Raw genomic sequence first — 26287 nt, 5'->3', positions numbered from 1 at the left:
CTTAAACCTTGCCAAGGACCGCTTGCATCAACACGTCAGTCTCGCAACCAACCATCCTGCAAACCTTAGGGCGCATTCAGCAACCGCCAGCGGCGCCCCGCCCTCGTTGTGCCGGTATATAGACCCCGCCCAACAAAACTGTCAACACGCCTTTTTCAATTTCCCGAAACTTTTTCCAACCACCAACCAACACTGTGGATAAGCGCGATTTCATGCCTGCCGACAACGCATTCTTAACCAAACATCCGGCCGCCTCAGCGCATCGAGCCAAAGCCCGTCAGGAACGAGGTGAGATTGTCGGAAAGCGCATCGCAGAGGTAGCCGCCCTCCTGAACGATGACGGACGGCAGGCGCAAGGCCGCAATGCGTTCGGCAATTCTTGCGAATCCCGCGGTGGATACCGAGAGCCCGCCGAAAGGATCGCCCTCGAAGGCATCAAGGCCAAGGGCGACGACGAGCGCCTGCGGTGCAAAGGCCTCGATGCGCCGGCATGCGGAGTCGAGAGCTTCCAGAAATATATCGTCGCCGGATTTGCGTGCGAGCGGCAGGTTGTAATTATAGCCGAGCCCTGCCCCCTCGCCGCGCTCGTCGGCATAGCCCCAGAAGAATGGATAGAAGCGCACCGGATCGGCATGAATCGACACGGTCAGGACGTCGGCTCGGCCATAGAAAATCCCTTGCGTACCGTTGCCATGATGCAGATCCACGTCAAGAATAGCCACGCGATCAGCATGCTTGCGCAGCGTTTGCGCGGCGACCGCAGAATTGTTGATGAAGCAGAACCCGCCGGCAACGTCGGCGAAGGCGTGATGACCGGGTGGCCGGCAGAGAGCATAGGCGGCTGGTTCACCCGACATGACCGTTGCGGCTGCCTCCACCGCGCTCCAGGCGCTCCAGCAGGCACTCTCGAAGGTTTCCGCGGAAATCGGGCAGGACGTATCGGCCATGTGGTAGCCGGCCTGGCCGACCGCCGAGGCTGGATAGCTGCCGGAGCGATTGATCGGGTGAATATTTGGAATGACTTCGTGCGAGGCGCCCGGGATCAACTGCCAGCGCCGATGGATGTTTTGCAGGAACTCGAGGTATTCCGGCGAATGCACCGCTGCGATCGGGGCGAGGCCATGATCGGACGGGTGATGAATGCTGCAACCTGCGGCCCGCGCGCCGGCAAGCAGGCGATCGATACGTACGGGTTTTTCCGGATTGGGCTGCGGAGCGCCGCTCGAAAGGAAGCCCTTCGGGTCGTGACGCCGCTGCTCTTCCGCATAGAACGTTTTCATCGCCCCTCCTCGTCGATCTCATGTTCCGCCAATGCGACAAAGGCGTCGCCATATATGGCGTGGATATGTTCGGCTTGCGACCACTCTATGCCAAGGCGGCCATAGAAATTCTGGGCGCCGAGATTGGCCGTATCAACGGAAAGCCGCAAGTAAGCGGCACCGTTTTCGCGGGCGCGGGCGGCAGCCGCCTTGAGCAGCCGCTCCCCGACCCTGCTGCCGCGAAAGGCCGGCTCGACGTAAATGTCCTGGACATAGATGCCGGGCCTGCCGCGCCAGGTTGAGAAACTTCGAAAGTACAGGCACATGCCGGCAAAGGCGCCGCAGATCTCGGCGATGAGCGTTTCGAAAGCAGGCTTGTCGCCGAAACCGTAGCGCGCAAGATCCTCCGGCGAACTCGTCACCCGCGCTTCAGACCCCATGCCCCGTGCCATCGCAACAATCGCATGATGCAAGAGCTGCACGTCGCTCGCCTCGGCGAGGCGAATGGACACCGGCGCCATCAGAAGGCCACCCGGTCGCCGCCCTTCAAGGCGAGCATGCTGCGCGCCTCGGCAGGCGTCGCCACATCGAGCGACAGGGCATCGAGAACTGTCCTGATGCGCCGCACCTGATCCGCGTTGGACCGAGCAAGTTCGCCGCGCCCGAGCATGAGGCTGTCCTCGAGGCCGACCCGCACATTGCCGCCCATCGCGGCGGCCATCGAAATCATCGGCATCTGGTGTCGACCCGCTGCCAGCACCGAGAAATCGTAGCTGTCGCCGAAGAGCTTGTCGGCAATACGCTTCATATGAGTAAGATTTTCAGGATCAGCCCCGATGCCGCCGAGAACCCCGAACACGAACTGGATGAAAAGCGGCCCAGCGACAAGCCCGCTATCACGGAAATGGGCAAGCGTATAGAGATGGCCGACATCGTAGCATTCGAACTCGAAGCGTGTGCCACAGCCCTCACCGAGCCGCTTCAGAATATCCTCCATGTCGGCGAACGTGTTCTTGAAGATGGTGCTGCGCGTCGCTTCAAGAAGCTGCGGCTCCCAGTCGTGCTGCCACGCGGTGTAGCGGTCAAGGGCAGGGAAAAGCCCGAAGTTCATCGAGCCCATATTGAGCGAACACATTTCCGGTTCGGCGCGAAGCGCCGCAGCGAGGCGGTCGTCGAGCGTCATCACCGAGCTGCCGCCGGTCGAGATATTGATGACGGCATCGCAGGCCTGCTTGATGCGCGGCAGGAATTGCATAAACACGGCCGGATCGGCTGAGGGCCGGCCGCTTTGCGGATCGCGCGCATGCAGATGCAGGATCGAAGCGCCCGCCTCCGCCGCATCGATGGCCTGCGTCGCGATCTCGTCCGGCGTGACGGGAAGGTACGGGCTCATGGTCGGCGTATGAACTGAACCGGTGACCGCGCATGTGATGATGACTTTTTTCCTCGCCATATCGCCCTCAACCGTTGACGGGAAGATCGAGTTCGCTTGCGAGCTGGCGCAGCGTATCGTCAAGCATATTTGCGATTTCCACGATCTCGTCGCGGGTAATGATCATCGGCGGACATACCAGGAAATGATCGCCCTCGACTCCGCCGCGCGTACGCCGCGAATAGATGATGAGGCCCTTGTCATATGCGATATCGACGACGCGCTGGAAGGCGTTCTTCTCCTTCGGCAATGGCCGCATCGTCGATTTGTCGGAGACGAATTCCGCAGCGAGAAGCAAGCCCTTGCCGCGCACATCGCCGATGAACGGATAGCGGGCGGCCAGCGCAACGAGCTCGGCCTTGAGAAGTTCGCCCATGGCCGCGGCATTGCCGACGAGATCATGCCGCTCGATCTCGTCAAGAACCGCGCCGCCGGCAGCGCAGGCCAACGGATTTCCGGCATAGGTATAGCCGTGCTGGAAGCCGCCATGGTCAAGCACCGGCTGGACCATGCGCGAGGGTGCTACCATGGCGCCGAGCGGGCTATATCCGGAGCCGAAACCCTTCGAAAGGGCGATGAGGTCCGGCCGGCAATTCCAGTGGTCGCCGCCGAGGAACTTGCCGGTGCGGCCAACGCCGCTCATGACTTCGTCATGGATCAAAAGCACGCCGTAGCGGTCGCAAATCTCGCGAACCCGGCTGTAATAGCTGTCCGGTGCGACGAGCGCGCCGGTTGATGCGCCGCCGATCGGCTCCATGATAAACGCAAGGACTTCTTCCGGCCCTTCTGCGAGAATGGCTTCTTCGAGCTTGTCGGCGTAGCGCAGGCCCCGTTCCTCCATCGAGAAATTATCGCGGTCGAGATAGGCGGTGGGCGCCGGAATGCTCGGCATTTCCTTCATCATCGGCCGGAATGGATCGGTGAGCGCCGCATAGCCCGTAACCGCAAGCGCACCCAGCGTGCCGCCGTGATAAGAGGGGAAGCGCGATATGACCTTCCAGCGCCGGCTTTGGCCAATCGCCAGCGCGTATTGCCGGGCGAACTTCAGGCAGGATTCGACTGCTTCCGAACCACCCGAGACGAAGAAAACCTTGTCCATGCCCGCCGGCATATAGGTCGAGATGCGGCGTGCGAGATCTTCGGCGGGCTCGTTCTCGAAATGCAGCCGATATGCGAACGTGACCTTGTCGAGTTGCTTCTTCATCGTCTCGATCACATGGCGATTGCCGTGGCCGATATTCACAACCATGGCGCCGCTCGAACCGTCGATATAGCGGTTGCCCGCCTGATCCCACAGGTAAATACCCTCGGCCCGGTCGACGAGCGGACGCCGCAAGCGGCTCTGGTAGAACAGGTGCGACGCGGCGCGCGGTGCAGGCGTGATCTTCGGCATTGGCTGGCTGGACATCTTTATTCCGTTGTTATCGTTGAAGGTAGCGGTCGAGAACGTTGGCAGTGACACGTTCGACCATTGGATCGCGGCGCAAGAGCCCTGAAACCCACTCGCAGGTTCCGGCGTGAAAGACCTCGCCCTTGCCGCGCGGAAAGTTTACGATCATGCCAGCGCCGCGCTTGTAGCGCTCTACGGCAGTCTCGCCATGATTGCCGGCAAGAACATCGGCAACGAAGAGCGCATCCTCGTCGCCGAGGAACTGGGTGTCCGCAGGGATATCTGTGCTTTCCTCCTTGAGCGAGGAGAGACCAAGGCCAAGAATCTGCAATCCTTCCGGCGGGTTGCCTTCGCCAGTCGGCTCCGGCAGCCCGTGACGGATCACGTAGTCTAGGCCATCAACCTCGTAGCCGAAAATGTGGCTATCTGCACCGAGGACGTCGCCATAATAGATGCCCGTCCCCGCGAAAGCCCAATGCTCCGGCCGGTAGATTGGAAAGCCGCGCGCGCCCCGCGGTGCGCAGCCGCCCCAGCCGGCATAAAGTCCATACGTGGCATTGAGGCCGAAGGTCTCGGCGCCCGGGCGGCCGATTTCCTTCGCCTCCCATGAATTGGTGACGCGGCGAATATCGCCCGCGTGATAGAAGGGGTCTTCGGCGCGGGCGCGATATTTATAGCAGACCTGACGCTTGCCGGCGTTCTCGAGGCGGGTCTGCCACATGAAGTTGCCGGCAAAGCGGGCGACACGGCCGCCGCGATCGACATAGTCGTCAACCGCATCGCGCATCTCCCAGGTCCAGTACTCGTCATGGCCGACGAAGACGACACAGTCATAGAAACCGATCAGATCGGGGGAAAAATGCAGTTCGTGCTGGGTGACAAGATCGATGCCATAGCCTGCACTCTCCGCCCAGCGAAAAAAGTGGCTGTCATAGCTGGCCCAGCCCGCAGAGGCATATTTCTTGGAATAGCCGTTGGCATAAGCCCACTCCATGTGCGGATAGCGCGGCACCGTCGCAGGCGGAAGCGTGATTTCGAGCGGCACCCGCGGGGCTGTCGCCGGCAGGCGCACGAAGCCTCGCCCGAACGGTCTTTCCATGCTCACGATCGGCGCAAACTGATTGCGCTCCGGGCCGGTTATGCCCTGATAGTGATTGGAGCCTCCCCAGCTGTTATAGGCGGCCCATGTTCCACTGGCCGCGACCTGGAGGATTCGGCCGGCTTTTCGCCCTGGCGCCGGCTGCACGATAAACAGATGGTCGCAGGCGATGGGCGCGCCCTTGCGGCCCTCCGCGGTCAATCGCACCCGGTAGGCACCGGACGGCCACTCCGCTCCTATATTGAAATCAAATGCCGCCTCCCAGCCGCACCCTTCGACGGAGCATTGATCCGGCGTTTCCTGCCAGTAAGCACTGATATTCTCGGCTTCGAAGACAACCTCGACCGAAGCACCATCGCGGAAGATTTCTATAGCGAAAGTCGGCGCCGTCGAACTGACGAAAAGCGTCACCCGTGCGCCCGGCTCATAGGACCATGCGTCGGTGTAGCACCAGATTTCGCCGCGATCGCCATCCATGCCCGGATATTCGTAATAGTGGCCGAGCACGGCTTCACGCCGTTCGGATTCGGTCAGTCCAAAGTCGGGAAAATCAGATCTTGCGTGCACGATGGCCACCTCCCTGGCCAGGATCGTTCACATTCATCCATCCCCCGTGACGAATAGTCAAAATGCGGCGGGGCAATGCTGGCGCTATCAACGACCGGCCGCACCCTTGCACGGCCGGTCGACGATTGTTTTCAGAAAAGCGACTATGCCTTGTTCTTGTTGTAAACGTCGAAGACGACGGCGGCGAGGAGAACCAGTCCCTTGATCACCTGCTGCCAATCGATATTGACGCCCATGATCGACATGCCGTTGTTCATGACGCCCATGATGAAGGCGCCGATCACAGCCCCCATGACCTGGCCAACACCACCCATCGCCGAAGCGCCGCCGATAAACACAGCCGCGATAACATCGAGTTCGAAGCCGAGGCCGGCCTTCGGCGTTGCGGTGTTCAACCGCGCCGCGAAAATCAGTCCGGCGAGAGCCGCAAGCACACCCATGTTGACGAAGGTGAAGAAAGTCAGCCGCTCGGTCTTGATGCCCGAAAGCTTCGCCGCCTTTTCGTTGCCGCCCATGGCATAGATGCGCCGCCCGATGGTCGTGCGCTTGGTAACGAACACGAAGAGCGCGATCAACAGCGACATGACGATGAGGACGTTGGGAAGCCCCTTATAGGACGAGAGCAGATAGGTCAGGTAAAGGATGATGCCGGCAATGATCAGGTTTTTGGCGACAAAGAGCGCAAAGGGCTCACCCTGGTAGCCATGCTTCTCACGCTTGGCGCGTCCGCGAATGCTGAAATAGATCATGAGCGCGACGAGGACGATGCCGATGAGCATCGAGGTTATGTTGAAGGTCGTTCCGCCAAAAACATCGGGAATGAAACCCGAGCTTAAAAGCTGGAATTGCTGCGGGAATGGTCCCACCGACTGGCCGCCGAGCAGCCAGAGTGCAAGGCCCTTGAAGACAAGCATGCCGGCGAGCGTCACGATGAATGACGGGATCTTGTGATAGGCGACCCAATAGCCCTGCGCCGCGCCGATGGCGCCGCCCATGATCAGGCAAAGGATGGTCGCGGGAATGTAGTGGATGTGCCACTGCACCATCATCACGGCGGCAAGCCCGCCGACAAATCCCGAGACCGAGCCGACCGAAAGGTCGATGTGCCCTGCCACAATGACGAGCAGCATGCCCAGCGCCATGATGATGATATAGCTGTTCTGCAGCACCAGATTCGTCAGGTTGACCGGGCGGAAAAGCGTTCCGTTCGTGGTGAACTGGAAGAAGATCATGATGAGGATCAGGGCGAGCACCAGACCGTATTCGCGAAAATTGCCTTTCACGGCCGATCCGTCGGTCTTGAAATCCTTCTTTCCCTGCGTTGCTGCTGTTTCGATAGTCATGATGCTTTCCCTTCAGCACGTATAATGGCGCGCATGATCTTTTCCTGGCTGGCTTCGCTTGCCGGCATTTCGCCGACGAGCCTGCCCTGGTTCATCACATAGATCCGGTCGCAGACGCCAAGCAGCTCCGGCATTTCCGACGAGATCATCAGGACGCTTTTGCCTTCGCTTACCAATTGGTTGATGATTGAATATATCTCATATTTTGCGCCGACATCGATACCGCGCGTCGGCTCGTCCAGGATCAAAAGTTCGGGATTGGCGAAGAGCCATTTCGACAGAACCACCTTCTGCTGATTGCCGCCGGAAAGGTTGCCCGTCTTCTGATAAATGCTCGACGAGCGGATGTTCGTTTTGCGGCGATATTCATTCGCCACTTTCAGCTCGGCCATGTCGTCGATGACACCATTCTTCGATACGCCGTCGAGATGGGCGATCGTCGTGTTGTGCTTGATATGGTCGATCAGGTTGAGCCCGTAGGTCTTTCGATCTTCCGTGACATAGGCAATGCCGTTGTCGACCGCCTTGCCGATTGTCGAGACATCGACCTTCTTGCCCTTGATGAAAACCTCGCCGCTGATCTTCTGGCCGTAGGCCTTGCCGAAGACACTCATGGCGAACTCCGTGCGGCCCGCGCCCATCAATCCGGCAATGCCGACGACCTCGCCTTTGCGCACATTGAGATTGATGCCGTTGACGACGGTTCGGTCGCCATGGATGTGGTGGTGAACGACCCAGTCCTTCACCTCGAACACCACCTCGCCGATGTTGGGGTCCCGCGTCGGAAAGCGATCCGCCAATTGGCGCCCGACCATCAGGGTTACGATGCGGTCCTCGGAAATGTCCTTCTTGTCCAGTGTCTCGATCGTCGCGCCGTCGCGCAGGACGGTGATGCGATCGGCAACCTTACCGACTTCATTGAGTTTGTGCGAAATCAGGATCGAGGAGATGCCGTGCGCCTTGAATTCCAATAGGAGGGAAAGCAGCGCGTCGCTGTCCTTTTCGTTGAGGCTCGCTGTCGGCTCATCAAGAATGAGCAGCTCGACCTCCTTGGAAAGCGCCTTGGCGATTTCGACAAGCTGCTGCTTGCCGACGCCGAGATTGGTGATCAGCGTCAGCGGATCTTCCTTGAGCCCGACCTTGGCAAGGAGGTCGCGGGTACGCGTTTCTGCGACATGCCAGTCGATGATGCCGAATTTTGCCGGTTCGTTGCCGAGGAAAATGTTCTCTGCAATGGACAGCAAGGGAACCAGAGCCAGTTCCTGGTGGATGATGATGATGCCCTTCCTTTCGCTGTCGGCGATATCGCGAAAGTGCTGTTCTTCACCCTTGTAGTGGATTTCGCCCTCGTAGCTGCCATGCGGATAAACGCCGCTCAGCACTTTCATCAGCGTCGATTTACCGGCACCGTTCTCGCCGACGAGCGCGTGAATCTCACCCTTGCGCACATTGAGATTGACATTGTTGAGCGCTTTCACACCAGGAAACGTCTTGGTGATGTTGCGCATTTCGAGGATAGTATCCATCAAGGTCCTCATCGATGCCCTTGCGACCGCTGGTCCGGCATCGCTCCCTTTGCATTTTTATTGGGCTTTGCGGTGCATTACCACCGGATTCCGCCAAAGCCACTTGTCAAGAAAACAAACCCCGCGCGGTAAGGCGCAGGGTTCGCTTCAGTTCGGTTGATTACTTCACCTGGTCTTCCTTGTAGTAGCCGGATCCAACGAGAATTTCCTTCCAGTTGGACTTGTCGACTTCGACTGGCTTCAGCAGGTAGGCCGGAACAACCTTGACGCCGTTATTGTACGTCTTGGTGTCGTTGATTTCCGGCTGGTCGCCCTTCAGAACGGCGTCAATCAGGTTGGACGTTACCTTGGCAAGGTCACGCGTGTCCTTGAAGATCGTCGAATACTGCTCGCCGGCAATGATCGACTTGACCGACGGTACTTCCGCATCCTGACCGGAAACGAACGGGAATGGCTGATCCTTGGTGCCGTAGCCGACGCCGCGCAGCGACGAGAGAATACCAATCGACAGACCGTCATAGGGCGACAGAACGGCATTGACCTTCTTGTCGGTGTAGTAGGCCGAGAGGAGGTTGTCCATGCGTGCCTGGGCGACGGCGCCGTCCCAACGAAGCGTACCGACCTTGTCCATGCCCATCTGGCCAGATTGTACGACGAGCTTGCCGCTGTCGATCAGCGGCTGCAGGACGGACATTGCGCCATTGTAGAAGAAGAAGGCGTTGTTATCGTCAGGCGAACCGCCAAAGAGTTCGATGTTGAACGGGCCGGCCGCGTCCGGCAGTCCAAGTGCCTTCACCAGTGACGAGGCCTGGAGCACGCCAACCTGGAAGTTGTCGAACGTGGTATAGTAGTCGACATTCGGGCTGTCACGGATCAATCGGTCGTAGGCGATGACCTTGATGCCGGCATCATGTGCCTGCTGAAGGACATTCGATAGGGTCGTACCGTCGATCGCTGCGATGACCAGAACCTTGACACCCTTGGTGACCATGTTCTCGATCTGGGCGAGCTGGTTTGGAATATCGTCTTCCGCATACTGCAGATCGGTATTGTAGCCGCGCTCTTTCAGCGTCTTGACCATGTTGTCGCCATCGGCGATCCAGCGGGCCGAGGATTTCGTTGGCATCGCAATGCCGACAGTGCCCTTGTCCTCAGCAAAGCTTTGCGCGCCTAACACGCTCAATGCGAGCAGGCTTGCAGCAAATAGTTTCAGGATTTTCACGTCTGTTCCTCCCAGTTTTCCATCAAATTCGATGCGGCAATCCTAGCCTCAGCCGTTGGATTTTGTGCACCGAACCAGTTCCTCCCAGAGCGGGGTCGCACAACACTTATCGCAAAAGTATTACTTTTGAAATAGGCCTTTACGTGTGTCGAAAAAATGTCGCGACCCCCTGGCGACGCTCGGCGGCATTAGCCGGCCAAGCCGTTTACATCAATATAATACTATTATATTATTTTTGGAAGAAGGTTCGGCCGCTTATGTGTGGGACCTATAATTCATATACCCAAATATGCGGGAGGAAAGCCTTGAATTTGGTTCAATTGATCAATGCCAATGGAAAGCGGCAGGTTGCCGCACGTGTTGGCGATGAGTTCCGGCACGTAAAGCGCACAAAGTCTGTGCTCGAACTCGCTCATGCTGCCATCGAGGCCAAGACCAATATCGCAGAAATTGTCGAAAGCCGCGGCCTGGGCAAGAAGGTAGACGTCGAAGCGGCCTATCGGGAGGACCGCCTCCTTGCCCCGATCGATACCCATGATTCGGCGCATATCCACCTCACAGGTACCGGCCTTACGCATCTTGGTTCCGCGGCGACCCGCGACGCTATGCACCGCAAAATCGGCGACGCCAAGGAAGAGACGCTGACCGATTCGATGAAGATGTTCCGCATGGGTCTCGACAACGGCAAGCCCAAGAAGGGCCAGACCGGCGTGCAGCCGGAATGGTTCTACAAGGGCAACGGATCGATGCTGACGGCACCAGGCGAGCCACTCCTGTCGCCCGCCTTCGCTGACGATGCGGGCGAGGAACCGGAGATTGCTGGTATCTACGTCATCGGCCCCGACGGTTCGCCGTTTCGCATTGGATTTGCTCTGGCGAACGAATTCTCCGATCACGTCATGGAGCGCGTCAACTACCTTTATCTGGCTCATTCCAAACTTCGGCCCTGTTCTGTCGGTCCAGAGCTGATCGTGGGCGACCTGCCTGCTGATATCCGCGGAACGTCGCGCATACTGCGCAAGAACAGGACCGTCTGGGAGAAGCCGTTCCTGTCGGGCGAGGACAACATGTCCCACACGATCGACAATCTCGAACACCATCATTTCAAATACAGTGTATTCCGCCAGCCCGGCGACGTTCATGTGCATATGTTCGGGACGGCCACGCTCTCTTTTGCCGATGGTGTGAAGGCAGAAAATGGCGACATCTTCGAAATCGAAGCGCCGGCGTTCGGTTTGCCGCTTCGCAACCCGCTCAAAATCGAAAAGACGTCCAAGGTGAAAGTCAAAACTCTCTAGACTCTGGGCAATATGCGGATCGCCGACTCTACCCGGCGGTCCCCTGCCCCGCGGCGACGACGCGCTCGGCGCCTTCGCGTATCACCACACGCATAGCCTCTTTCGCCGCCTCCGCATCGCCGGCCTTGATGGCGTCGGCGATTGCCGCGTGCCTTGCGACGGAACGCACGTGGCTTTCGGAGTTCGGGATCGGCGAACTAATGGTAAACGTGGTGACCAGCGCGACTTCAATCAGCGCACTGATGGATCGCATGAAGGGGTTTCCCGAGGCCTCGGCAATGGCGATGTGAAACTGCAGATCGCTGTAGACGAAATCGGCGGCGGATTCGCTCGCGCTGCCCATCTTGCCAACCCAGTGGTAGAGCGTTTCAAGCTGATCCTCGGTGCGGCGCAGGGCAGCAAGGCCCGCCGCTTCCGGCTCCAGAGCCAGCCGCATCTCGACGATGCTCGAAAGGAAATGGGCGCTTGCCCCTGCCTCGAAATGCCAGACGAGGATGTCGGGGTCGAACAGGTTCCAGTGCGAACGCTCGCGCACCCGCGTGCCGATCTTGGCTTTCGGCTGAATGAGGCCCTTGGCAGCAAGCGTTTTCAGCGCCTCACGAAGAACAGTACGCGAGACACCGAACCGATCCAGGAGTTCGGCATCGCCGGGCAGAATCGTGTTTTCCGGGTAAGCGCCGCTGATGATCTTCAGGCCGAGATCACGCATGACGTGGCCATGATGGGTACGTGATTGGCCCGCCGTGCGGAAGTCATAGTTGAGGAGATCGTTGTCTGCCAACTTTTTGCCTGCTATGTGCTTCGTGGGCAAAATCAGCCAACATTTGCCGCTGCTTAGCGCGTAAGCGGCAATGCCTCCCAGCTGTCCTCCCAACCTCTTGCCTCTATTTATAATATAATAATATCAATAACAATCTACAAAGCTTTATGCACACCCGAATCAGTCATTTTGATCGGTCGTTCGACGTCCCTATTATCGCAAACCGTGGGACTTGCACGTCGCCACTTGCATTAATTGATCGCTTTTCAGAACAACTTGCGCATTGGTGTACATGACGGTTGGTGCCGCGCACTTGGCCGCGGCTGGAAGCTGTGTTCTTATAAATCGAAGGAGACAGCAGACATGACGACACGCGGCTTTACGGGACGGGGGCAATCCCCTGAAATCAAGGATCGCGTCCCGCCGGGGCAATCGCTGACAGAAGATTTTCCGGTTCTTTCTGCCGGTCCGACGCCGCGGGTTCTCACAGAAGATTGGAAGTTCACCCTCAAAGTTGGACCGAAGCCGGTCATCTCCTGGAACTGGGACGAGTTCAACGCGCTGCCGCAAACGAAGCTTACCCGCGACATTCATTGCGTGACCGCCTGGTCGAAGCTCGATACGCACTGGCAGGGCGTGCTCATCGACGATATCCTTGCCGAAGCCAATCTCGAACCGCCCACCGACTTTCTTCTCGCGCATGGCTACGACGGCTATACGACGAACGTGCCGGTCAAGGATCTTACCGGTGGCAGGGCGATGATCGCAACGTCCTACGACGGCAAGCCGCTGACCGCTGATCATGGCGGACCAGCGCGGCTGCTCGTGCCGCACCTTTATTTCTGGAAGTCGGCAAAATGGATCAACGGCCTGCAGTTTACGGCGCGCGACGAACCTGGCTTCTGGGAATTGCGCGGCTATCACATCTATGGTGATCCGTGGCGGGAACAGCGTTACACCGGCGATTAGGGCCTGAACCGTGCAGGACCAATCGGCGAACGCGCGGGTTGAATGGCAAACGGCGACCATAACCGGGGTTGTGCGCCAGACAGCCCGCGTCAGCAGCTTTTTCTTCGCTCCGTCCGTACCCTTTGTCTACACGGCCGGCCAACACGTCGATGTCCGGCTGAGCGCGCCGGACGGCTATCAAACGCAGCGAAGCTATTCCATCGCCTCTACTCCCGATAGCGGCGCAACGATCGAGCTTGCCATCGAGCGGCTCGATGACGGCGAGGTATCGACCTTTTTTCATGACGTGGCGCAGATCGGCGACGAGATCGAATTGCGCGGGCCGATCGGCGGACACTTCATCTGGACCGTCGCTGATGGCGGGCCGATATTGCTGGTCGGTGGGGGCTCCGGTGTCGTGCCCCTCGTCTCCATGCTGCGCCATCGTAAGGCGCGGAATTCGACTATCCCGGCACTTCTTCTCTATTCGGCGCGAAGCTGGGATGAACTGATTTTCCGCGATGAACTGCTTGCCCTTGCCGAGTCAGAAAACAATTTCGACTTGGCGCTTGCCCTGACGCGCGACCCGGTGGCGCGCGCAAACCACTATACGCGTCGCATCGATGCATTCATCGTCACCGAAACCCTGGCCCGCCTTCCGGCTCCGCCCAAGCAAACGTTTGTCTGCGGCTCCAATGCATTCGTCACCACCGCTGCCGACGCACTGGTCGCGGCAGGCATACCCGCCGGCTCCATCCGTGTGGAGCGGTACGGCGTTTAGCGAAACAACCTTTGCTTAGTTTATTAGGACCCCCACAAAACAGGCTTGGGGCGCTATTCCGCTTTCAACCGGGACGACCCTAATGGGCGAGGGGCCTGCCGATGCGCATTCCGTTGCTCGCGTCAAAGAGATGGGCATGTGCAGGGTCAATCGAGACCGTAATCACATCGCCTGGCCGGATCGAGAGTCGTTCGCGGAAGAGGCAGTTGATCTCCTGATCGCCGATCCTGCCCACCACCATGATTTCCGATCCGGTCGGCTCCACGACGTCCACCTTTACCGCGACGCCCTCGGATGCGACCTTTATGTGCTCCGGGCGAATGCCGTAGATGGCCTCATTGGAAGACGCTCTCTCCGTGCCCTTCGGCAGCGGTAGTCGCACACCATCACTCGTTACGAAAGCGTCGCCTTCGACCTTGCCCTTGATAAAATTCATTGCCGGGGAACCAATAAAGCCGGCAACAAAAAGGTTCGCCGGATAGTCGTAGAGGTCGAGCGGCGTGCCGATCTGTTCGACCAACCCGTCCTTCATGACCACGATCTTGTCGGCCATGGTCATGGCTTCGATCTGGTCGTGCGTCACATAGACAATGGTCGTGCCGAGGCGCTGGTGCAGGCTCTTTATCTCGCTGCGCATCTGTACACGAAGCTTGGCATCGAGATTCGAAAGCGGTTCGTCGAATAGAAAAACTTGCGGATCACGCACGATGGCCCGGCCCATGGCCACACGCTGGCGCTGGCCACCCGAAAGCTGACGCGGAAACCGGTCGAGCAGTTTCTCGAGCCCGAGAATTTCAGCGGCGCGGCCGACGCGGCTCGCCTTTTCCTGCTTCGGCGCATTCTTGAGCATGAGCGCAAAGCCCATATTATCGGCGACCGTCATGTGCGGATAGAGCGCATAGTTCTGGAATACCATGGCAATGTCGCGTTCCTTCGCAGGCAGGTCGTTGACCACGCGATCGCCGATGGCGATTTCGCCGCCGGTGATCTCCTCCAGGCCGGCAATCATGCGCAGAAGCGTCGACTTCCCGCAGCCGGACGGCCCGACGAGAATGACAAATTCACCGTCATCGATATCGACGGAAACGCCGTGCATGACATTAACATTACCGTACGTCTTAGTGACGTCTTTGATGGAGACCGAGGCCATGCGACCCTCCTTGGATAATCAGCCGCCCTTGACCGCGCCGGCGGTAAGCCCGGCGATGATCTGGCGTTGCGCAAAAACGGTGAGCAGCAGAACCGGCAAGGTCACGATAAAGGCGGCGGCCGCAAGCGGTCCCCAACTTACCTGCTCAAATGAAAGCATATTGTAGACAGCGACGGGCAAAGTCCGCGTCTCGCGGCTGGCAAGCACAATGCCGAAGACGAAGTTGTTCCAGGAGAAGATAACCGCGAGGATGAGCGACACGACGATGCCGGGCTTGGCAATCGGCAGGGCCACCATGCGAAATACCTGCCAGGACGTCGCGCCGTCGATCATTGCCGCCTCTTCGAGCTCCATCGGCGTCGTCTCGAAATAGCCGATCATGATCCAGATCACGATCGGAACCGTCACCACGAGATGAATGATGATCTGCGGCCACAGCGTTCCGAGCAGCCCGAGGGTTTGGAACAGGAGAAACAGTGGAATGAGATAGGAAAGTCCCGGCGTCATGCGCGCGATCATGACGACGATGGCTGCCTTGTTGGCGCGCAGTCGGGCGATGCCGTAGCCGGCCGGCACGCCGACAAGCAGCGCAAGCAACGTCGCCGTGCCTGTCACGAGCAGACTGTTCCAGAAATAGTGCAGGAAATCGTTTGTCGCAAAGATCTCCGTGTAGTTCGACCAGGCAAAATTCTCCGGAATGAAGATCGGAGGATACGCGCCGTTGTCGATTTCATATTTCAGCGAAAGCGACAGCATCCACAGAAAGAAGAGGATTGCGGGCGAGACGATGACGAACACGACAAGGGCGGTTCCGAGGGACTTCAGCAGGCGGCGGCGGGCCATCAACGGTCTCCTCAGCTATTCCACTTTGTCCGCTGGCGCAGATAAAGCAGAGCCAGCGACATTGTGATGATGACGATGAAAAACACGACGGCGAGGGCCGAACCGTAGCCAATGTCGTAATAGGCAAAGGCCACATTGTAGAGATAGATATTGATCGTTTCCGACGCGGTTCCCGGACCGCCCTGCGTCATGGCAAAGATGATGTCGAAGCTTTTGAGCGCATCGATCGAGCGGATAATCACGGCAACCATCATGAACGGCAGGATCATCGGCAGCGTGATATAGCGAAACTTCTGCCAGCCATTGGCGCCGTCGATTTCAGCGCTCTCGAAGGGGTCGCGTGGCATGGCTGCAAGACCGCCGAGAACGATCAGCATGACGAGCGGCGTCCACTGCCAGGTTTCGACAAGAACCAGCGACGGTATCACCGTGTTCTGGTTGAAGATCCATTCCTGCGGTCCGATGCCGACGAGCGACAGAAGATAATTGAGGACGCCGAGCTGCGGGTGGAACATCATGGTCCACACCAGTGCGATTGCAACGGGCGTTGCCATCATCGGCATGACGAAGATACCGCGCAAAAGGCCGCGCATCGGCAGTTTGCTGTCAAAGACCAAGGCGGCAATCGTTCCTAGAACCAGAGGGGCTACGACCGACAAGACGGTGTAGACCACCGTGTGAACCATGGACTCCCAGAAGCGCTGGTCACCGGCGATGCGGGCGAAGTTGGCAAAGCCAACAAAGCGCTGGTCACCGCCGAGATGCCACTCATTGGCGCTCATCCACAGGGTGAACGCCCAGGGGAAAATGATGACCGCCCCGACGATGACCAATGCCGGCACGACAAAGGGCCAATAGCTCGGCTTGAGCCTGCTCTTGCCTTTCTTCGCTTTGGCATCTTGCGCAAGACGGGTCATTGTCGGGGCAGCTGTTGTCATGACGACTTCGCCTAGCTTTCGCTGCGCGCGAGGACCGGACGGAATTCCTCCGTAGCGCGCTTCAATTCAGTTGCGGGATCGGCGCCGCCGAGAAGATTGGTGAGTCCGACACCCATCACATCGCGGAATTCGGTGACGGGGATGATGACGGGCAGACAGAGCTTGCTGACCTTGGCCGATTCCGAAAGCGCCGTGACCCAATCCTGCGGCATGGTTACGTTCTTGCGCACTTCTGGGTCGTTGAGGATGGAGTTGCGGAATGGAACGCCGGAACCCGTCTGCAGCAAGCGTGCACCCATCTCCTTCGAGATTGCCCATTGGCAATAGAGGTAGGCGGCTTCCTTGTTTGACGAGCCTTCCGTCACGCCGATGCCGTCGCCGAATGTCGGCGCAGCCTGGGCATTCGGTCCCTTGGGCATGACGCCGTAGCCGACCTTGCCGACGACGCGCGATTTCTGCGGGTTTTCGAGCGGCGGTGCAAAACCGATACCATCGAGCCACATGGCAACCTTGCCCTGGAGGAAGCTTGACTGGCACTCGGCCCAATTGAAACCGGTGACGCCGGGAGGTGCCGATTTGGTCATCAGCCGCTGGTACAAGGTGGCCGCTTCGATCGCTTCGGGCGTATCGGTCTGCAGGGTCCCGTTCTCCACGGTGCTCTTGCCATAGCCGAGCATCAGGCTCGCCCAGACGGGGGTGTTGGCGTTCTTCATGCCGCGCGCGACGAAACCATAGGTTCCGCTTGCGGCATCGGTGAGCTTTTCGGCAGCTGCAACCAGTTCGTCGAACGTCTTCGGATACTCGACGCCCTTCGCGGCAAAGAGATCCTTGTTCCAATAGAGAATCCAGTAGTCGACGGAAAAGGGGAGCCCGCCGAAACGGCCATTCTGATCCTTTGCGAAGGCGAGGCCAGCTTCGGCGAAATCGCTCTCGGTGAGGCTCGGTTCGGTAAGGCTTGGATCCTTGAGAAACGGAGTAAGGTCAGCCAGCCATCCACCCTTTTCAAACTGGCGCTTCTGCACGTGATAGCTGATGTGGATGACGTCGAAGCTCGGCTTGCCGGAGGTCAGCTCGATCACCGCCTTCTGGCGCTGCTGCTGTTCCGGCGTCTGTTCGGAATTGACCTTGATGCCGGTCAATTCCTCGAATTCCTTTTGGTATTTCTGCAGGATATCGCCGCGCGGGCTCTTGATCAGGTTCACCTCGAGTGTCGTGCCGGCGAATTTCTTCCAGTCGACATTGGCGAATGCGGGCTTCAGGCCGGTCATGCTTGCAGCGCCGAGCGCTGCCGAACCTGCCAGAAACTGCCGGCGTGTCGGGTTCAGGAATTTCATGCTCATTGTCTCCTCCTCGTGTCGTTTTTCGACGGGGCAACTCCCATTGCCGGTGTCGGGCTTTCAAACCTTCAATGCAAGATTCCTCGCATTGTTGATGTGCACGGCTATCGCTTCCATAGCTGTCGGCGGATCGCGGCTCTCGATCGCAGTCAGCACCGCGAGATGTTCGCGCATGACCGGAATGACCCGGCCGGTGATGCGGAACCGCTCCTGATTGATGAGCCGCATCTTGATCGCATTGATCCGATAAGCCCGCGAAATGATCCCGTTATCGAGCGAATCGATTATCGTTTCATGCAGGTCCCAGTCTATGGCCTGAGCGCGCAGTTCAAGTTCCGGGGTTTCCCTGTTCTGCAGGGCCTCTTCAAGCGTATCCTCATGCTCCTTGCGCAGCTTCGCCAGAAGTTCCTCGGAAGCGGAAACGCAAAAGACCGCAATCGCCTCCTTCTCCATGAACAGGCGAAACTGAAAAGCCTCCCGGATCAGGTTGATATCAATATGCGCGATCTGTATGCCGCGCTGCGGTATGGTCCGGACGAGACCTTCGGCCTCAAGCCGCGGCACCAGTTCCCGAATCGCGCCGAGCGGCATGCCCGTCATCGCCACGAGTTGGCGTTGTGAGACGAACTGCCCTGGACTGATATCGCGGGCAAGGAGATGCTCCGTGAAACTTGCATAGGCTTTTTCTCGCAGTCTCACCGGTTCGTTGCCATCATCCATACGCGATCTCCGTCCCCCGAGCCCTCAGTTACTCCCTTATTACGCAGCGGCAGCAATAAACAAGCGGTCGAAAATGCCGGTGATCCGCTTGGCGTCCGTATCCGAAAGGCCCTGCAGTGGCGCTCGCGTCCGGCGCCAAGCATCGTCCTGATTATGATGCGCCAGAATGGCCTTCACGGCAGGCACGACCGGGAACTTCAAAATCTCTTCGACAGCCTCGATAACAGCCGGATCGTCGCGGCCCTCTTCGATGAGCGGCAGCAGGCGGTCAGGATAGAGATTGGCCATGCCTGAAATCGACCCTTGCGCGCCGAGCCGAACCGCTGCGGCCAGGGTGCGTTCGTCACCGATCAGGATGGCGAGATCCTTGTGCTTGGCAAGAAGTGCCTGGGTATAGGTCCAGTTGCCCGAGGAATCCTTGACACCCGCGATCGCACCGGGAAACGCTTCGCGCAAACGGGAGACCAACGCGACCGAAATCTCGACAGCAGTGACCGATGGGATATTGTAGATGATAATCCCGCGTAGGCCCGCACCTATTTCCTCGAACACGGCCGAGAACCAGTCAAAAAGCCCATCGTCACTGACATTCTTGAAGTAGGACGGCGGAGCGAGCAGTACGCCGCGGCACCCGGCATCAAGAGCGAGCCGAGACTGCGCAGCAGCATCGACATACGAATTGGCCATCACGCCGACAATGATCTGCGACGGCTCAAGCCCACCTTCGATAAATGCACGAATGACATTACCGCGCTCATCATAACCGATCGAGGAGCCCTCTCCCGTCGTGCCGAATAGGGTAACACTGCGGCAGCCACGGCCGAGACAATCCTGCGCATGCGCGAGTGCCTTCGGCACGTCGATTCGCATGTCGGCGTCAAAAGGCATGGTCAATGCTGCGGAAAGTCCAAATCGTTCAGCCCGAGACACCTGCTTCTCCCAATCTCATTGCTCACTAGAGACATACTAACATGTTAGTTGAAAGTCAACGTGTCTGTCCTGACTTTTTAGTCAGCGAAATTGGCGCTGATTAGGCTGGCGCTTCCTTCGTTTGCGTAGATTTGTCCGCCCCCGTCCCCAATGTGCCCGTCTAGGTCAAGAAGGCGTCGAGTTCGGCTTTCGTCGGCGCACCGCTTCTGCCACCGAAGCGGGAACACTTGATTGCAGCCGCGGCACTGGCAAAGCGCATGATCTGATAGATTGGGTAATTGCGCGACAGTGCCCAGGCAAAGGTGCCGTGGAACACGTCACCGGCAGCAAGCGTATCGACGACATCCACCTCGAAGGCGGGCATATGACGCACCTCCCCTTCAAGTTCATCGTACCAGAACGAGCCTTTGTTACCCGCAGTCACCGACACAAACGCGCCATCGCGGCCATAAAGGGCGGCCAGCGCAACGGTCGCCTTTTCTGGATCGCTTTCGCCAGTCACCCGTTCGGCGGCCGGCTCGGAAGCCACGATGTGCGAGGCGAGCGGCAGCAGCATTTCCAGCGTTTCGAGTGAAGCGGTGTCGGCGTCGAGAATACCATGGACCTCAGCCTCGCGCGCTGCCTTCAGGACCTTTGCCGCCGCAAGCGGCCAGCGAACATCCGTCATCACAACGTCGAAGGTGCCGTCGATAACCGGCGGGATTTCACTCGGGGCGGGGAGCAATCCTGCATCGTAATAGGGAACGATCACCCGTTCGCCCGCCGCGTCGACGAATATCGAGAACGCCGAACGGGCATCGGCAACGCTGCGCACGTGCGAGCAATCGACGCCCTCGGCGGTGAGTTCGGCGACGGCGCGCCGCCCGATCTCGTCATCGCCCGTCGAGGCGAACAATGAGACGCTGCCGCCTAGCCGCGCAATGCTGGCTGCTGCACTCGATGCCATGCCGGCAGCAATTTCGACCGCCTCCAGGGGAATATACTTTCCGGGCCCGGGCGGCAGCCGGTCCAGCCGGAAGATCGTGTCCATGGTGAGCGCGCCCACACAGAGAATTTTCGGAGTGGCTTCATTGGCCATGGAATGGAACCTTACAGATGAAGTTTGGCAGCGATGTTGCGCCGGGAGACGCCCGCGGGCAGGCATCAGTTAGCGTTTCTAAGGTGTGCTTGGCAACAGGGTCGCTCGCGATCTACAACCCTTGGAGGTAATTGACTTTCCGCGTCGAAACCGGAGACACTTGGTCCCACTTTCACGGGGGAATCGCCATAATGAAAGAGGCCGCCTTGAAACCGGTCGTCTACGCGCTTTTCGACAAGCGAACCAGTTCAGTCCAGTATGTGGTCAGCGATCCGTCGATGAAGCATTGCGCCATCATCGACCCGGTGCTGGATTTCGACGAAAAATCAGGTTCCACCGCGACGTTCAATGCCGATCAAATCTTGGAATATATCGACCGATACAGCCTGAAGGTCGCGTGGATCCTCGACACCCATCCCCATGCCGATCATTTTTCCGCCGCTCAATATCTCCGATCGAAAACCGGCGCGCCAACGGCAATCGGCGACCACGTCGTCGAGGTCCAGGAGCTATGGAAGAAGCTTTACAACTGGCCGGACTTTCCGGCCGACGGCTCGCAATGGGACAAGCTGTTTGCGGCGGGCGAAGGCTTCAACATCGGGGCGCTAGAGGGACGCGTAATGTTCTCGCCGGGTCACACGCTGGCTTCAATCACCTATGTCATCGGCGATGCAGCCTTTATCCACGACACGATGTTCATGCCGGACAGCGGCACCGCCCGTACGGATTTTCCAGGGGGCAGCGCCGAACAATTATGGCAATCGATCCAGGCGATTCTCGCATTGCCGGACGAGACGCGTGTTTTCGTTGGCCACGACTATCAACCAGGGGGACGCGAACCACTTTGGGAAAGTACGGTCGCCGCACAGAAGGCGAGCAATACGCATATAGCCAAATGCCGAGACGCCGCTGATTTCGTCGCGATGCGCACGTCGCGGGACAAGACCTTACCTATGCCGCGACTGATCCTTGCGGCGCTGCAGGTCAACATCAATGGCGGCCGACTGCCGGCGCGGGAATCGAACGGAAAGCGCTATCTGAAGATACCGCTAGACGCCCTCGACGGCGCAAAGTGGGATTAGCGAAGAGGCCCGCTACCGCAAAGATAGCGAGCCTCGCTCCTCCCCAAGATGCAGGTCTCAGGCGACCTCGTGATTCGCAATGCGCTCGAGCGCTCGAACGAGACCCGAATGGTCGAGGCCACTGTCGCCATTGGCCGCGCAACTGTTGAAGAGTTCCTGCGTCGACGCCGTGTTGGGCAGGGAAACGCCCAGGGTTTTCGCGCTCTGCAGGGCGAGATTGAGGTCCTTCTGATGCAGCGAGATACGGAAACCCGGATCGAAGGTGCGCTTGATCATGCGATCGCCATGCACTTCGAGGATACGCGACGAGGCAAAACCGCCCATCAGTGCCTCGCGCACCCGGGCCGGGTCTGCCCCCGCCTTGGAGGCAAGGACCAGCGCTTCCGAAACCGCCTCGATGGTCAGGGCAACGATGATCTGGTTGGCAACCTTGGTCACCTGCCCATCGCCGCAATCCCCGACCAGCGTAATGTTCTTGCCCATCAGCTTGAAGAGAGGCAGCGCGCGGTCGAAAGCCTCCTGCGAGCCGCCGGCCATGATGCTGAGCGTTGCACCCTTGGCACCGACCTCGCCGCCCGACACCGGGGCATCGATGTATTCGCTGCCCGTCTCGCGCACCTTTTTGGCAAACTCCTTGGTTTCGATCGGCGAGATCGAACTCATGTCGATGACGAGCTTGCCCGGCTTCAACCCGAGAACGACGCCGTTTTCACCAAAAAGAACGTCCTTCACTTCCGGCGTGTCCGGGAGCATCAGGATGATAATGTCAGTCTGTTCGGCAAGCGCCTTGGGGCTCTCGACGATCTTGAGACCATTGTCGATGAGTTCCTGCTTCGGGGCGATGAAGAATTTCGACGTGTAGAGCACATGCCCCGCGTCCTGCAGGTGGCGCGCCATCGGCGTGCCCATGATACCCAATCCAATGAAACCTATGTCAGCCATTTACTCAGCTCCTCATCCTGATGATATCCGCCTGCTTGTAGGCAGCTGATGTTTCGTTCAGCCAGCCAAGCCCGCGTTGCGTTTCCGTTTTTGGTTTGTATTCGCAGCCGATCCAGCCGTCATAGCCGGCAGCGTCGAGTGCCTTGAAGACGAAGGGATAATTGATCTCTCCGGTACCCGGCTCGTGACGACCCGGATTGTCGGCCAACTGGACGTGGGCTATCAGTTGCTTGTAGCGCTCATACGTTGCGACGAGTTCGCCGCGCGTCCGCTGCTGGTGATAGAGGTCATATTGGATAAAGAGGTTGTCGCGTCCGACTTCTTCGATGATTGCGGCCGCCTGTTCTACCGTGTTGAGGTAGACCCCCGGAATGTCGTAGGTGTTGATCGGTTCGATCAGCAGCCGAATATCGTATTTCGCGAGTTCCTGAGCGGCCAGGCGAAGATTGTGCACGAAAGTGGTGCGCAGCGCATCTTCGGAAAGGCCATTCGGAGCGATGCCGGCAAGGCAATTGATCTGCTTGCAGCCTAGCGCCGTCGCATAGTCGATTGCCGTCGCAACACCCCGGCGGAACTCGTCGATGCGATCCGGGAGAACGGCAATGCCGCGCTCCCCGGCCGCCCAGTTGCCGGCCGGAAGATTATGCAGAACCTGGATGAGATTGTTATCGGCGAGGACCTGTTTCAGCTCCTCGACATTATAGTCGTAGGGAAAGAGGTATTCGACGGCTTCAAAGCCGGCTTCGCTTGCAAGCGCGAAACGTTCGAGAAACGGCACTTCGTTGAAAAGCATCGTCAGATTGGCGGCAAATCTAGGCATTCATGCCTCCTGAAGAAATGAAATTGCAAGTTCAGTCGAGATAGGCGGCAACCGCAGTCGGCACGTCCTCATTGCGCTCGGCGAGGTCTTCGAACTCGACGACAGCGTTGATATCGGGACCCATGGCGACATTGGTCACGCGTTCGAGGATGAACTCGATCACCACAGGAACCCGGTGCTCGTCCATCAGCGCCTGCGCCTCCTGGAAAGCTTCGGCGAACTGATTGGGGCTGCGGACCCGGATCGCCTTGCAGCCGAGACCTTCGGCGACCGCGACATGATCGACGCCGTAACCCTTCTCGGCATCGCCTGAAGCATTGATATTGTCGAACGCGAGGCTCACTTCGAAATCCATGTCGAAGCCGCGCTGCGCCTGGCGGATCAGGCCGAGATAGGAATTGTTCACGACGACGTGCAGATAGGGCAGCTTGTGCTGTGCGCCGACTGCGAGCTCTTCGATCATGAACTGAAAATCGTAATCGCCGGAGAGCGCAACGATCGGACGATCTGGATCGGCCGCACGCACGCCGAGTGCTGCCGGAAGGGTCCAGCCGAGCGGGCCCGCCTGGCCGCAATTGATCCAATTGCGCGGCTTGTAGACGTGCAGGAACTGGGCGCCGGCGATCTGGCTGAGACCGATGGTCGTCACGTAGCAGGTCTCGCGGCCGAACACCTTGTTCATTTCCTCGTAGACACGCTGCGGCTTCAGCGGCGTCTGGTCGAAATGGGTCTTGCGCAGCATGGTGCGCTTGCGACCGCGGCATTCCTCCGCCCAGGCCGACCAGTCACGCAACTTTCCTGCCGCTTTCCATTCGGTCGCAACGTCGAGAAACAGCTTCAGCGCCTTGCCTGCATCGGAAACGATGCCGAAATCCGGCGAGAAAACGCGACCGATCTGGGTCGGCTCGATATCGACATGGACGAACTTGCGTCCCTCCGTATAGGTCGAGACGTTGCCGGTATGCCGGTTCGCCCAGCGATTGCCGATGCCGAGCACGAAGTCGGAGGCGAGCATGGTCGCATTGCCGTAACGATGCGAGGTCTGCAGGCCGCACATGCCGGCCATCAGTGGATGATCGTCCGGGATCGTGCCCCAGCCCATCAGCGTCGGGATGACCGGAACACCGGCAATCTCGGCGAACTCCACCAGAAGGTCGGAAGCGTCGGCGTTGATAATGCCGCCGCCGGCAACGATCAGCGGCCGATCGGCCTGGTTGAGCATCGTCAATGCCTTTTCGACCTGCGCCCGCATTGCTGCGGGCTTATAGGCTTCGAGCGGTTCGTAGGTGTCGGGATCGAACTCGATTTCTGCCAGCTGCACGTCGATCGGCAGATCGATCAGCACCGGACCGGGACGACCCGATCGCATGATGTGGAAGGCCTTCTGGAAAACGTAAGGAACGAGGCCTGGCTCCATGACCGTCACCGCCCACTTCGTGACAGGCTTGGCGATCGAGGCAATATCGACGGCCTGGAAGTCCTCTTTGTCGAGGCGGGCCCGCGGCGCCTGCCCGGTGATGCACAGAATTGGGATCGAATCGGCCGAAGCGGAATAGAGGCCGGTGATCATGTCGGTTCCGGCTGGACCTGACGTGCCGATGCACACACCGATATTGCCATGTTCCGCTCGGGTGTATCCCTCGGCCATGTGCGACGCGCCTTCGACGTGGCGCGCAAGGATGTGGCGGACAGTGCCCCGCGCCTTCAGCGCGGAATAGAACGGATTGATTGCAGCTCCCGGTACGCCAAAGGCGCAATCGATCCCCTCCTTTTCCAGAATACGGACTGCTGCATCGACGGCACGCATTTTTGTCATTGTCATTCCTCCAAATTCAATGAGAGCATAATCCATATCTGACACTTAACAACCAAAATATGGAAATCACTTCCATCATATGGAAATAAAGATTTTCAATAAAACTGGTAAAATAGGCTGCGCGCAGCTATGGCACATGAGGGCACACGAAACGGGACACGCAGCGAGCATGGCTTTGCAGGGCACGTCATTAAAGGGGAAACGGGGGCGCAAGGCGAATGAGAACGCGGCGCCGTCTTCCGTTCAGGTCTTGGATCGAAGCTTGCACTTACTCAAGCTCATCGCGGATGCGGACGGGTCGACCCTGATGGATCTCGCGGACCATACCGGCATGGCGCCATCGACTGTCCACCGGCTGCTGACCTCGCTGGCCAATCACGGCATGCTCACCCATGATCCGGAATCAGGTGACTGGACGATTGGCGTTGGCGCCTTCGAGATCGGCAACGCTTTTCTGCGTTATCGCAAGCTGGGTTCAATCAGCCGCCCCTTTCTCAAGCGGCTGATGGACGAATGCGGCGAGACGGCCAATGTCGGCATCGAGGATGAAGGCGACGTTGTCTTTATCTCGCAGATCGAAAGCCATGCGCCGATGCGGGCTTTCTTCCGTCCCGGACGGCGCGGGCCGATCCATGCATCGGGAATAGGCAAGGCAATTCTTTCGACCTGGTCGGATACCGATATTGCCCAGGCGCTCACAGGCAAGACGCTCGCGCACTTCACAGCACATACGCTCGATACGCTGCCGGCACTCTTGAAAGATATCCAGCACATCCGTTCGCGCGGCTGGTCGATCGACGATGAGGAGCACACGCTCGGGATGCGCTGCATCGCTGCGCCGCTATTCAATGAACTTGGCGAAGCCATTGCCGGGATTTCGGTATCGGGTCCCGCCGTCCGCCTGCCCAAGGAAAAGCTCAACCTGCTCGGGCCGGTCATACGCCGCACAGCGGATGAATTGACGAAGGCGATGGGCGGACGCCGACCGGACGAACTATAGGGCCCG

Annotated in this window: 24 protein-coding genes; 5 read left to right on the top strand and 19 right to left on the bottom strand. The window is 58.9% G+C overall.

The annotated features are described in order from the left end of the window. Window positions 1-254 precede the first annotated feature (254 nt). The 8 genes from HQ945_RS20430 to chvE all read right to left on the bottom strand — a co-directional run bounded on the left by HQ945_RS20430 (window position 255) and on the right by chvE (window position 9838). Window positions 255-1280, bottom strand: coding sequence for a histone deacetylase family protein (locus HQ945_RS20430; protein WP_113280471.1), 1026 nt, complete (start codon window positions 1278-1280; stop codon window positions 255-257). Beyond that, window positions 1277-1780 carry a GNAT family N-acetyltransferase gene (locus HQ945_RS20425; RefSeq protein WP_113280470.1) on the bottom strand — a complete coding sequence of 168 codons (504 nt, stop codon included), beginning with the start codon at window positions 1778-1780 and terminating at the stop codon, window positions 1277-1279. Before HQ945_RS20425 ends, HQ945_RS20430 begins: the two co-directional genes overlap by 4 nt. Further along, on the bottom strand, window positions 1780-2712 hold the full coding sequence (gene kce / locus HQ945_RS20420) for a 3,5-dioxohexanoate:acetyl-CoA acetone transferase (protein WP_113280469.1): 933 nt from the start codon (window positions 2710-2712) through the stop codon (window positions 1780-1782). The genes HQ945_RS20425 and kce overlap by 1 nt, the downstream gene beginning before the upstream one ends. Window positions 2713-2719: 7 nt before the next feature. Further along, window positions 2720-4099 carry an aminotransferase family protein gene (locus HQ945_RS20415; RefSeq protein ID WP_246272741.1) on the bottom strand — a complete coding sequence of 460 codons (1380 nt, stop codon included), beginning with the start codon at window positions 4097-4099 and terminating at the stop codon, window positions 2720-2722. Window positions 4100-4112: 13 nt separating this feature from the next. Then, the gene (locus HQ945_RS20410) at window positions 4113-5750 is read right to left on the bottom strand and encodes a N,N-dimethylformamidase beta subunit family domain-containing protein (protein ID WP_113280485.1); all 1638 of its coding nucleotides are present in this window, start codon (window positions 5748-5750) and stop codon (window positions 4113-4115) included. A gap of 140 nt (window positions 5751-5890) precedes the next feature. Continuing rightward, the gene (gene mmsB, locus HQ945_RS20405; RefSeq protein WP_027232827.1) at window positions 5891-7090 is read right to left on the bottom strand and encodes a multiple monosaccharide ABC transporter permease; all 1200 of its coding nucleotides are present in this window, start codon (window positions 7088-7090) and stop codon (window positions 5891-5893) included. Beyond that, the gene (gene mmsA, locus HQ945_RS20400) at window positions 7087-8619 is read right to left on the bottom strand and encodes a multiple monosaccharide ABC transporter ATP-binding protein (RefSeq protein WP_113280484.1); all 1533 of its coding nucleotides are present in this window, start codon (window positions 8617-8619) and stop codon (window positions 7087-7089) included. Before mmsA ends, mmsB begins: the two co-directional genes overlap by 4 nt. Before the next feature lie 157 nt (window positions 8620-8776). Then, the gene (gene chvE, locus HQ945_RS20395) at window positions 8777-9838 is read right to left on the bottom strand and encodes a multiple monosaccharide ABC transporter substrate-binding protein (protein WP_027232829.1); all 1062 of its coding nucleotides are present in this window, start codon (window positions 9836-9838) and stop codon (window positions 8777-8779) included. Window positions 9839-10143: 305 nt separating this feature from the next. On the opposite strand from chvE, the gene araD1 reads away from it, so the two are divergent. Next, on the top strand, window positions 10144-11136 hold the full coding sequence (gene araD1 / locus HQ945_RS20390; RefSeq protein ID WP_113280466.1) for an AraD1 family protein: 993 nt from the start codon (window positions 10144-10146) through the stop codon (window positions 11134-11136). A 28-nt stretch (window positions 11137-11164) separates the two neighbouring features. Here araD1 and HQ945_RS20385 read toward each other — a convergent pair whose 3' ends face one another. After that, window positions 11165-11917: a FadR/GntR family transcriptional regulator gene (locus HQ945_RS20385; RefSeq protein ID WP_228016827.1), complete on the bottom strand. Its 753-nt coding sequence runs from the start codon at window positions 11915-11917 to the stop codon at window positions 11165-11167. Window positions 11918-12259: 342 nt separating this feature from the next. Here HQ945_RS20385 and HQ945_RS20380 point away from each other — a divergent pair, with 342 nt between their 5' ends. Beyond that, the gene (locus HQ945_RS20380; RefSeq protein ID WP_113280465.1) at window positions 12260-12865 is read left to right on the top strand and encodes a sulfite oxidase-like oxidoreductase; all 606 of its coding nucleotides are present in this window, start codon (window positions 12260-12262) and stop codon (window positions 12863-12865) included. 10 nt (window positions 12866-12875) lie between these two features. After that, window positions 12876-13625: an FAD-binding oxidoreductase gene (locus HQ945_RS20375; RefSeq protein ID WP_113280464.1), complete on the top strand. Its 750-nt coding sequence runs from the start codon at window positions 12876-12878 to the stop codon at window positions 13623-13625. A gap of 79 nt (window positions 13626-13704) precedes the next feature. Here the strand turns inward: HQ945_RS20375 and HQ945_RS20370 are convergent, their stop codons facing one another. From HQ945_RS20370 to HQ945_RS20340, 7 genes are all read right to left on the bottom strand, one after another. Continuing rightward, window positions 13705-14775 carry an ABC transporter ATP-binding protein gene (locus HQ945_RS20370; protein WP_113280463.1) on the bottom strand — a complete coding sequence of 357 codons (1071 nt, stop codon included), beginning with the start codon at window positions 14773-14775 and terminating at the stop codon, window positions 13705-13707. Between the two features lie 18 nt (window positions 14776-14793). Further along, entirely contained in the window at window positions 14794-15618 is an 825-nt protein-coding gene (locus HQ945_RS20365) for a carbohydrate ABC transporter permease (RefSeq protein WP_113280462.1), read from the bottom strand. An 11-nt stretch (window positions 15619-15629) separates the two neighbouring features. Continuing rightward, the gene (locus HQ945_RS20360; protein ID WP_027232835.1) at window positions 15630-16535 is read right to left on the bottom strand and encodes a carbohydrate ABC transporter permease; all 906 of its coding nucleotides are present in this window, start codon (window positions 16533-16535) and stop codon (window positions 15630-15632) included. 32 nt (window positions 16536-16567) lie between these two features. Beyond that, entirely contained in the window at window positions 16568-17896 is a 1329-nt protein-coding gene (locus HQ945_RS20355) for an ABC transporter substrate-binding protein (RefSeq protein WP_162737161.1), read from the bottom strand. Window positions 17897-17953: 57 nt separating this feature from the next. Further along, window positions 17954-18613 carry a GntR family transcriptional regulator gene (locus tag HQ945_RS20350; protein WP_091951715.1) on the bottom strand — a complete coding sequence of 220 codons (660 nt, stop codon included), beginning with the start codon at window positions 18611-18613 and terminating at the stop codon, window positions 17954-17956. 39 nt (window positions 18614-18652) lie between these two features. Continuing rightward, window positions 18653-19543: a dihydrodipicolinate synthase family protein gene (locus tag HQ945_RS20345; RefSeq protein ID WP_113280461.1), complete on the bottom strand. Its 891-nt coding sequence runs from the start codon at window positions 19541-19543 to the stop codon at window positions 18653-18655. A gap of 160 nt (window positions 19544-19703) precedes the next feature. After that, entirely contained in the window at window positions 19704-20621 is a 918-nt protein-coding gene (locus tag HQ945_RS20340; RefSeq protein ID WP_174208447.1) for a PfkB family carbohydrate kinase, read from the bottom strand. A 191-nt stretch (window positions 20622-20812) separates the two neighbouring features. On the opposite strand from HQ945_RS20340, the gene HQ945_RS20335 reads away from it, so the two are divergent. Further along, window positions 20813-21703 carry an MBL fold metallo-hydrolase gene (locus tag HQ945_RS20335; protein ID WP_113280459.1) on the top strand — a complete coding sequence of 297 codons (891 nt, stop codon included), beginning with the start codon at window positions 20813-20815 and terminating at the stop codon, window positions 21701-21703. 57 nt (window positions 21704-21760) lie between these two features. On the opposite strand, the gene HQ945_RS20330 is transcribed toward HQ945_RS20335, so the two are convergent. The 3 genes from HQ945_RS20330 to gcl are packed head-to-tail and all read right to left on the bottom strand — an operon-like array spanning window position 21761 to window position 25281. Further along, window positions 21761-22645 (bottom strand): 2-hydroxy-3-oxopropionate reductase, encoded by an 885-nt coding sequence (locus HQ945_RS20330; RefSeq protein WP_027232841.1) that lies wholly within the window; start codon window positions 22643-22645, stop codon window positions 21761-21763. A 4-nt stretch (window positions 22646-22649) separates the two neighbouring features. Further along, complete coding sequence (hyi, locus tag HQ945_RS20325) at window positions 22650-23465, bottom strand: hydroxypyruvate isomerase (RefSeq protein WP_174208446.1); 816 nt, start codon at window positions 23463-23465, stop codon at window positions 22650-22652. A 31-nt stretch (window positions 23466-23496) separates the two neighbouring features. Continuing rightward, window positions 23497-25281, bottom strand: a complete 1785-nt coding sequence (gene gcl / locus HQ945_RS20320; protein ID WP_174208445.1) for a glyoxylate carboligase — start codon at window positions 25279-25281, stop codon at window positions 23497-23499. Window positions 25282-25450: 169 nt separating this feature from the next. Here gcl and HQ945_RS20315 point away from each other — a divergent pair, with 169 nt between their 5' ends. After that, window positions 25451-26281 carry an IclR family transcriptional regulator gene (locus HQ945_RS20315; protein WP_174208444.1) on the top strand — a complete coding sequence of 277 codons (831 nt, stop codon included), beginning with the start codon at window positions 25451-25453 and terminating at the stop codon, window positions 26279-26281. Window positions 26282-26287: the final 6 nt, after the last annotated feature.

It is taken from the genome of Phyllobacterium pellucidum (assembly GCF_013327855.1).
GTDB classification, from domain to species: Bacteria; Pseudomonadota; Alphaproteobacteria; order Rhizobiales; family Rhizobiaceae; genus Phyllobacterium; species Phyllobacterium pellucidum.
Note: the sequence above shows the minus strand (reverse complement) of the source record. Positions and strands in the feature narration are given on the sequence as shown.

Bases quoted from the DNA above. Each gene is read 5' to 3' on its own strand.
- HQ945_RS20330 (WP_027232841.1), bottom strand. From the start codon at position 22,645: ATGGCTGACATAGGTTTCATTGGATTGGGTATCATGGGCACGCCGATG.
- mmsB (WP_027232827.1), bottom strand. From the start codon at position 7,090: ATGACTATCGAAACAGCAGCAACGCAGGGAAAGAAGGATTTCAAGACC.
- HQ945_RS20355 (WP_162737161.1), bottom strand. From the start codon at position 17,896: ATGAGCATGAAATTCCTGAACCCGACACGCCGGCAGTTTCTGGCAGGT.
- kce (WP_113280469.1), bottom strand. From the start codon at position 2,712: ATGGCGAGGAAAAAAGTCATCATCACATGCGCGGTCACCGGTTCAGTT.
- HQ945_RS20415 (WP_246272741.1), bottom strand. From the start codon at position 4,099: ATGTCCAGCCAGCCAATGCCGAAGATCACGCCTGCACCGCGCGCCGCG.
- HQ945_RS20370 (WP_113280463.1), bottom strand. From the start codon at position 14,775: ATGGCCTCGGTCTCCATCAAAGACGTCACTAAGACGTACGGTAATGTT.
- gcl (WP_174208445.1), bottom strand. From the start codon at position 25,281: ATGACAAAAATGCGTGCCGTCGATGCAGCAGTCCGTATTCTGGAAAAG.
- HQ945_RS20430 (WP_113280471.1), bottom strand. From the start codon at position 1,280: ATGAAAACGTTCTATGCGGAAGAGCAGCGGCGTCACGACCCGAAGGGC.
- HQ945_RS20340 (WP_174208447.1), bottom strand. From the start codon at position 20,621: ATGGCCAATGAAGCCACTCCGAAAATTCTCTGTGTGGGCGCGCTCACC.
- HQ945_RS20335 (WP_113280459.1), top strand. From the start codon at position 20,813: ATGAAAGAGGCCGCCTTGAAACCGGTCGTCTACGCGCTTTTCGACAAG.
- HQ945_RS20315 (WP_174208444.1), top strand. From the start codon at position 25,451: ATGGCTTTGCAGGGCACGTCATTAAAGGGGAAACGGGGGCGCAAGGCG.
- HQ945_RS20350 (WP_091951715.1), bottom strand. From the start codon at position 18,613: ATGGATGATGGCAACGAACCGGTGAGACTGCGAGAAAAAGCCTATGCA.
- HQ945_RS20360 (WP_027232835.1), bottom strand. From the start codon at position 16,535: ATGACCCGTCTTGCGCAAGATGCCAAAGCGAAGAAAGGCAAGAGCAGG.
- hyi (WP_174208446.1), bottom strand. From the start codon at position 23,465: ATGCCTAGATTTGCCGCCAATCTGACGATGCTTTTCAACGAAGTGCCG.
- HQ945_RS20425 (WP_113280470.1), bottom strand. From the start codon at position 1,780: ATGGCGCCGGTGTCCATTCGCCTCGCCGAGGCGAGCGACGTGCAGCTC.
- HQ945_RS20365 (WP_113280462.1), bottom strand. From the start codon at position 15,618: ATGGCCCGCCGCCGCCTGCTGAAGTCCCTCGGAACCGCCCTTGTCGTG.
- HQ945_RS20380 (WP_113280465.1), top strand. From the start codon at position 12,260: ATGACGACACGCGGCTTTACGGGACGGGGGCAATCCCCTGAAATCAAG.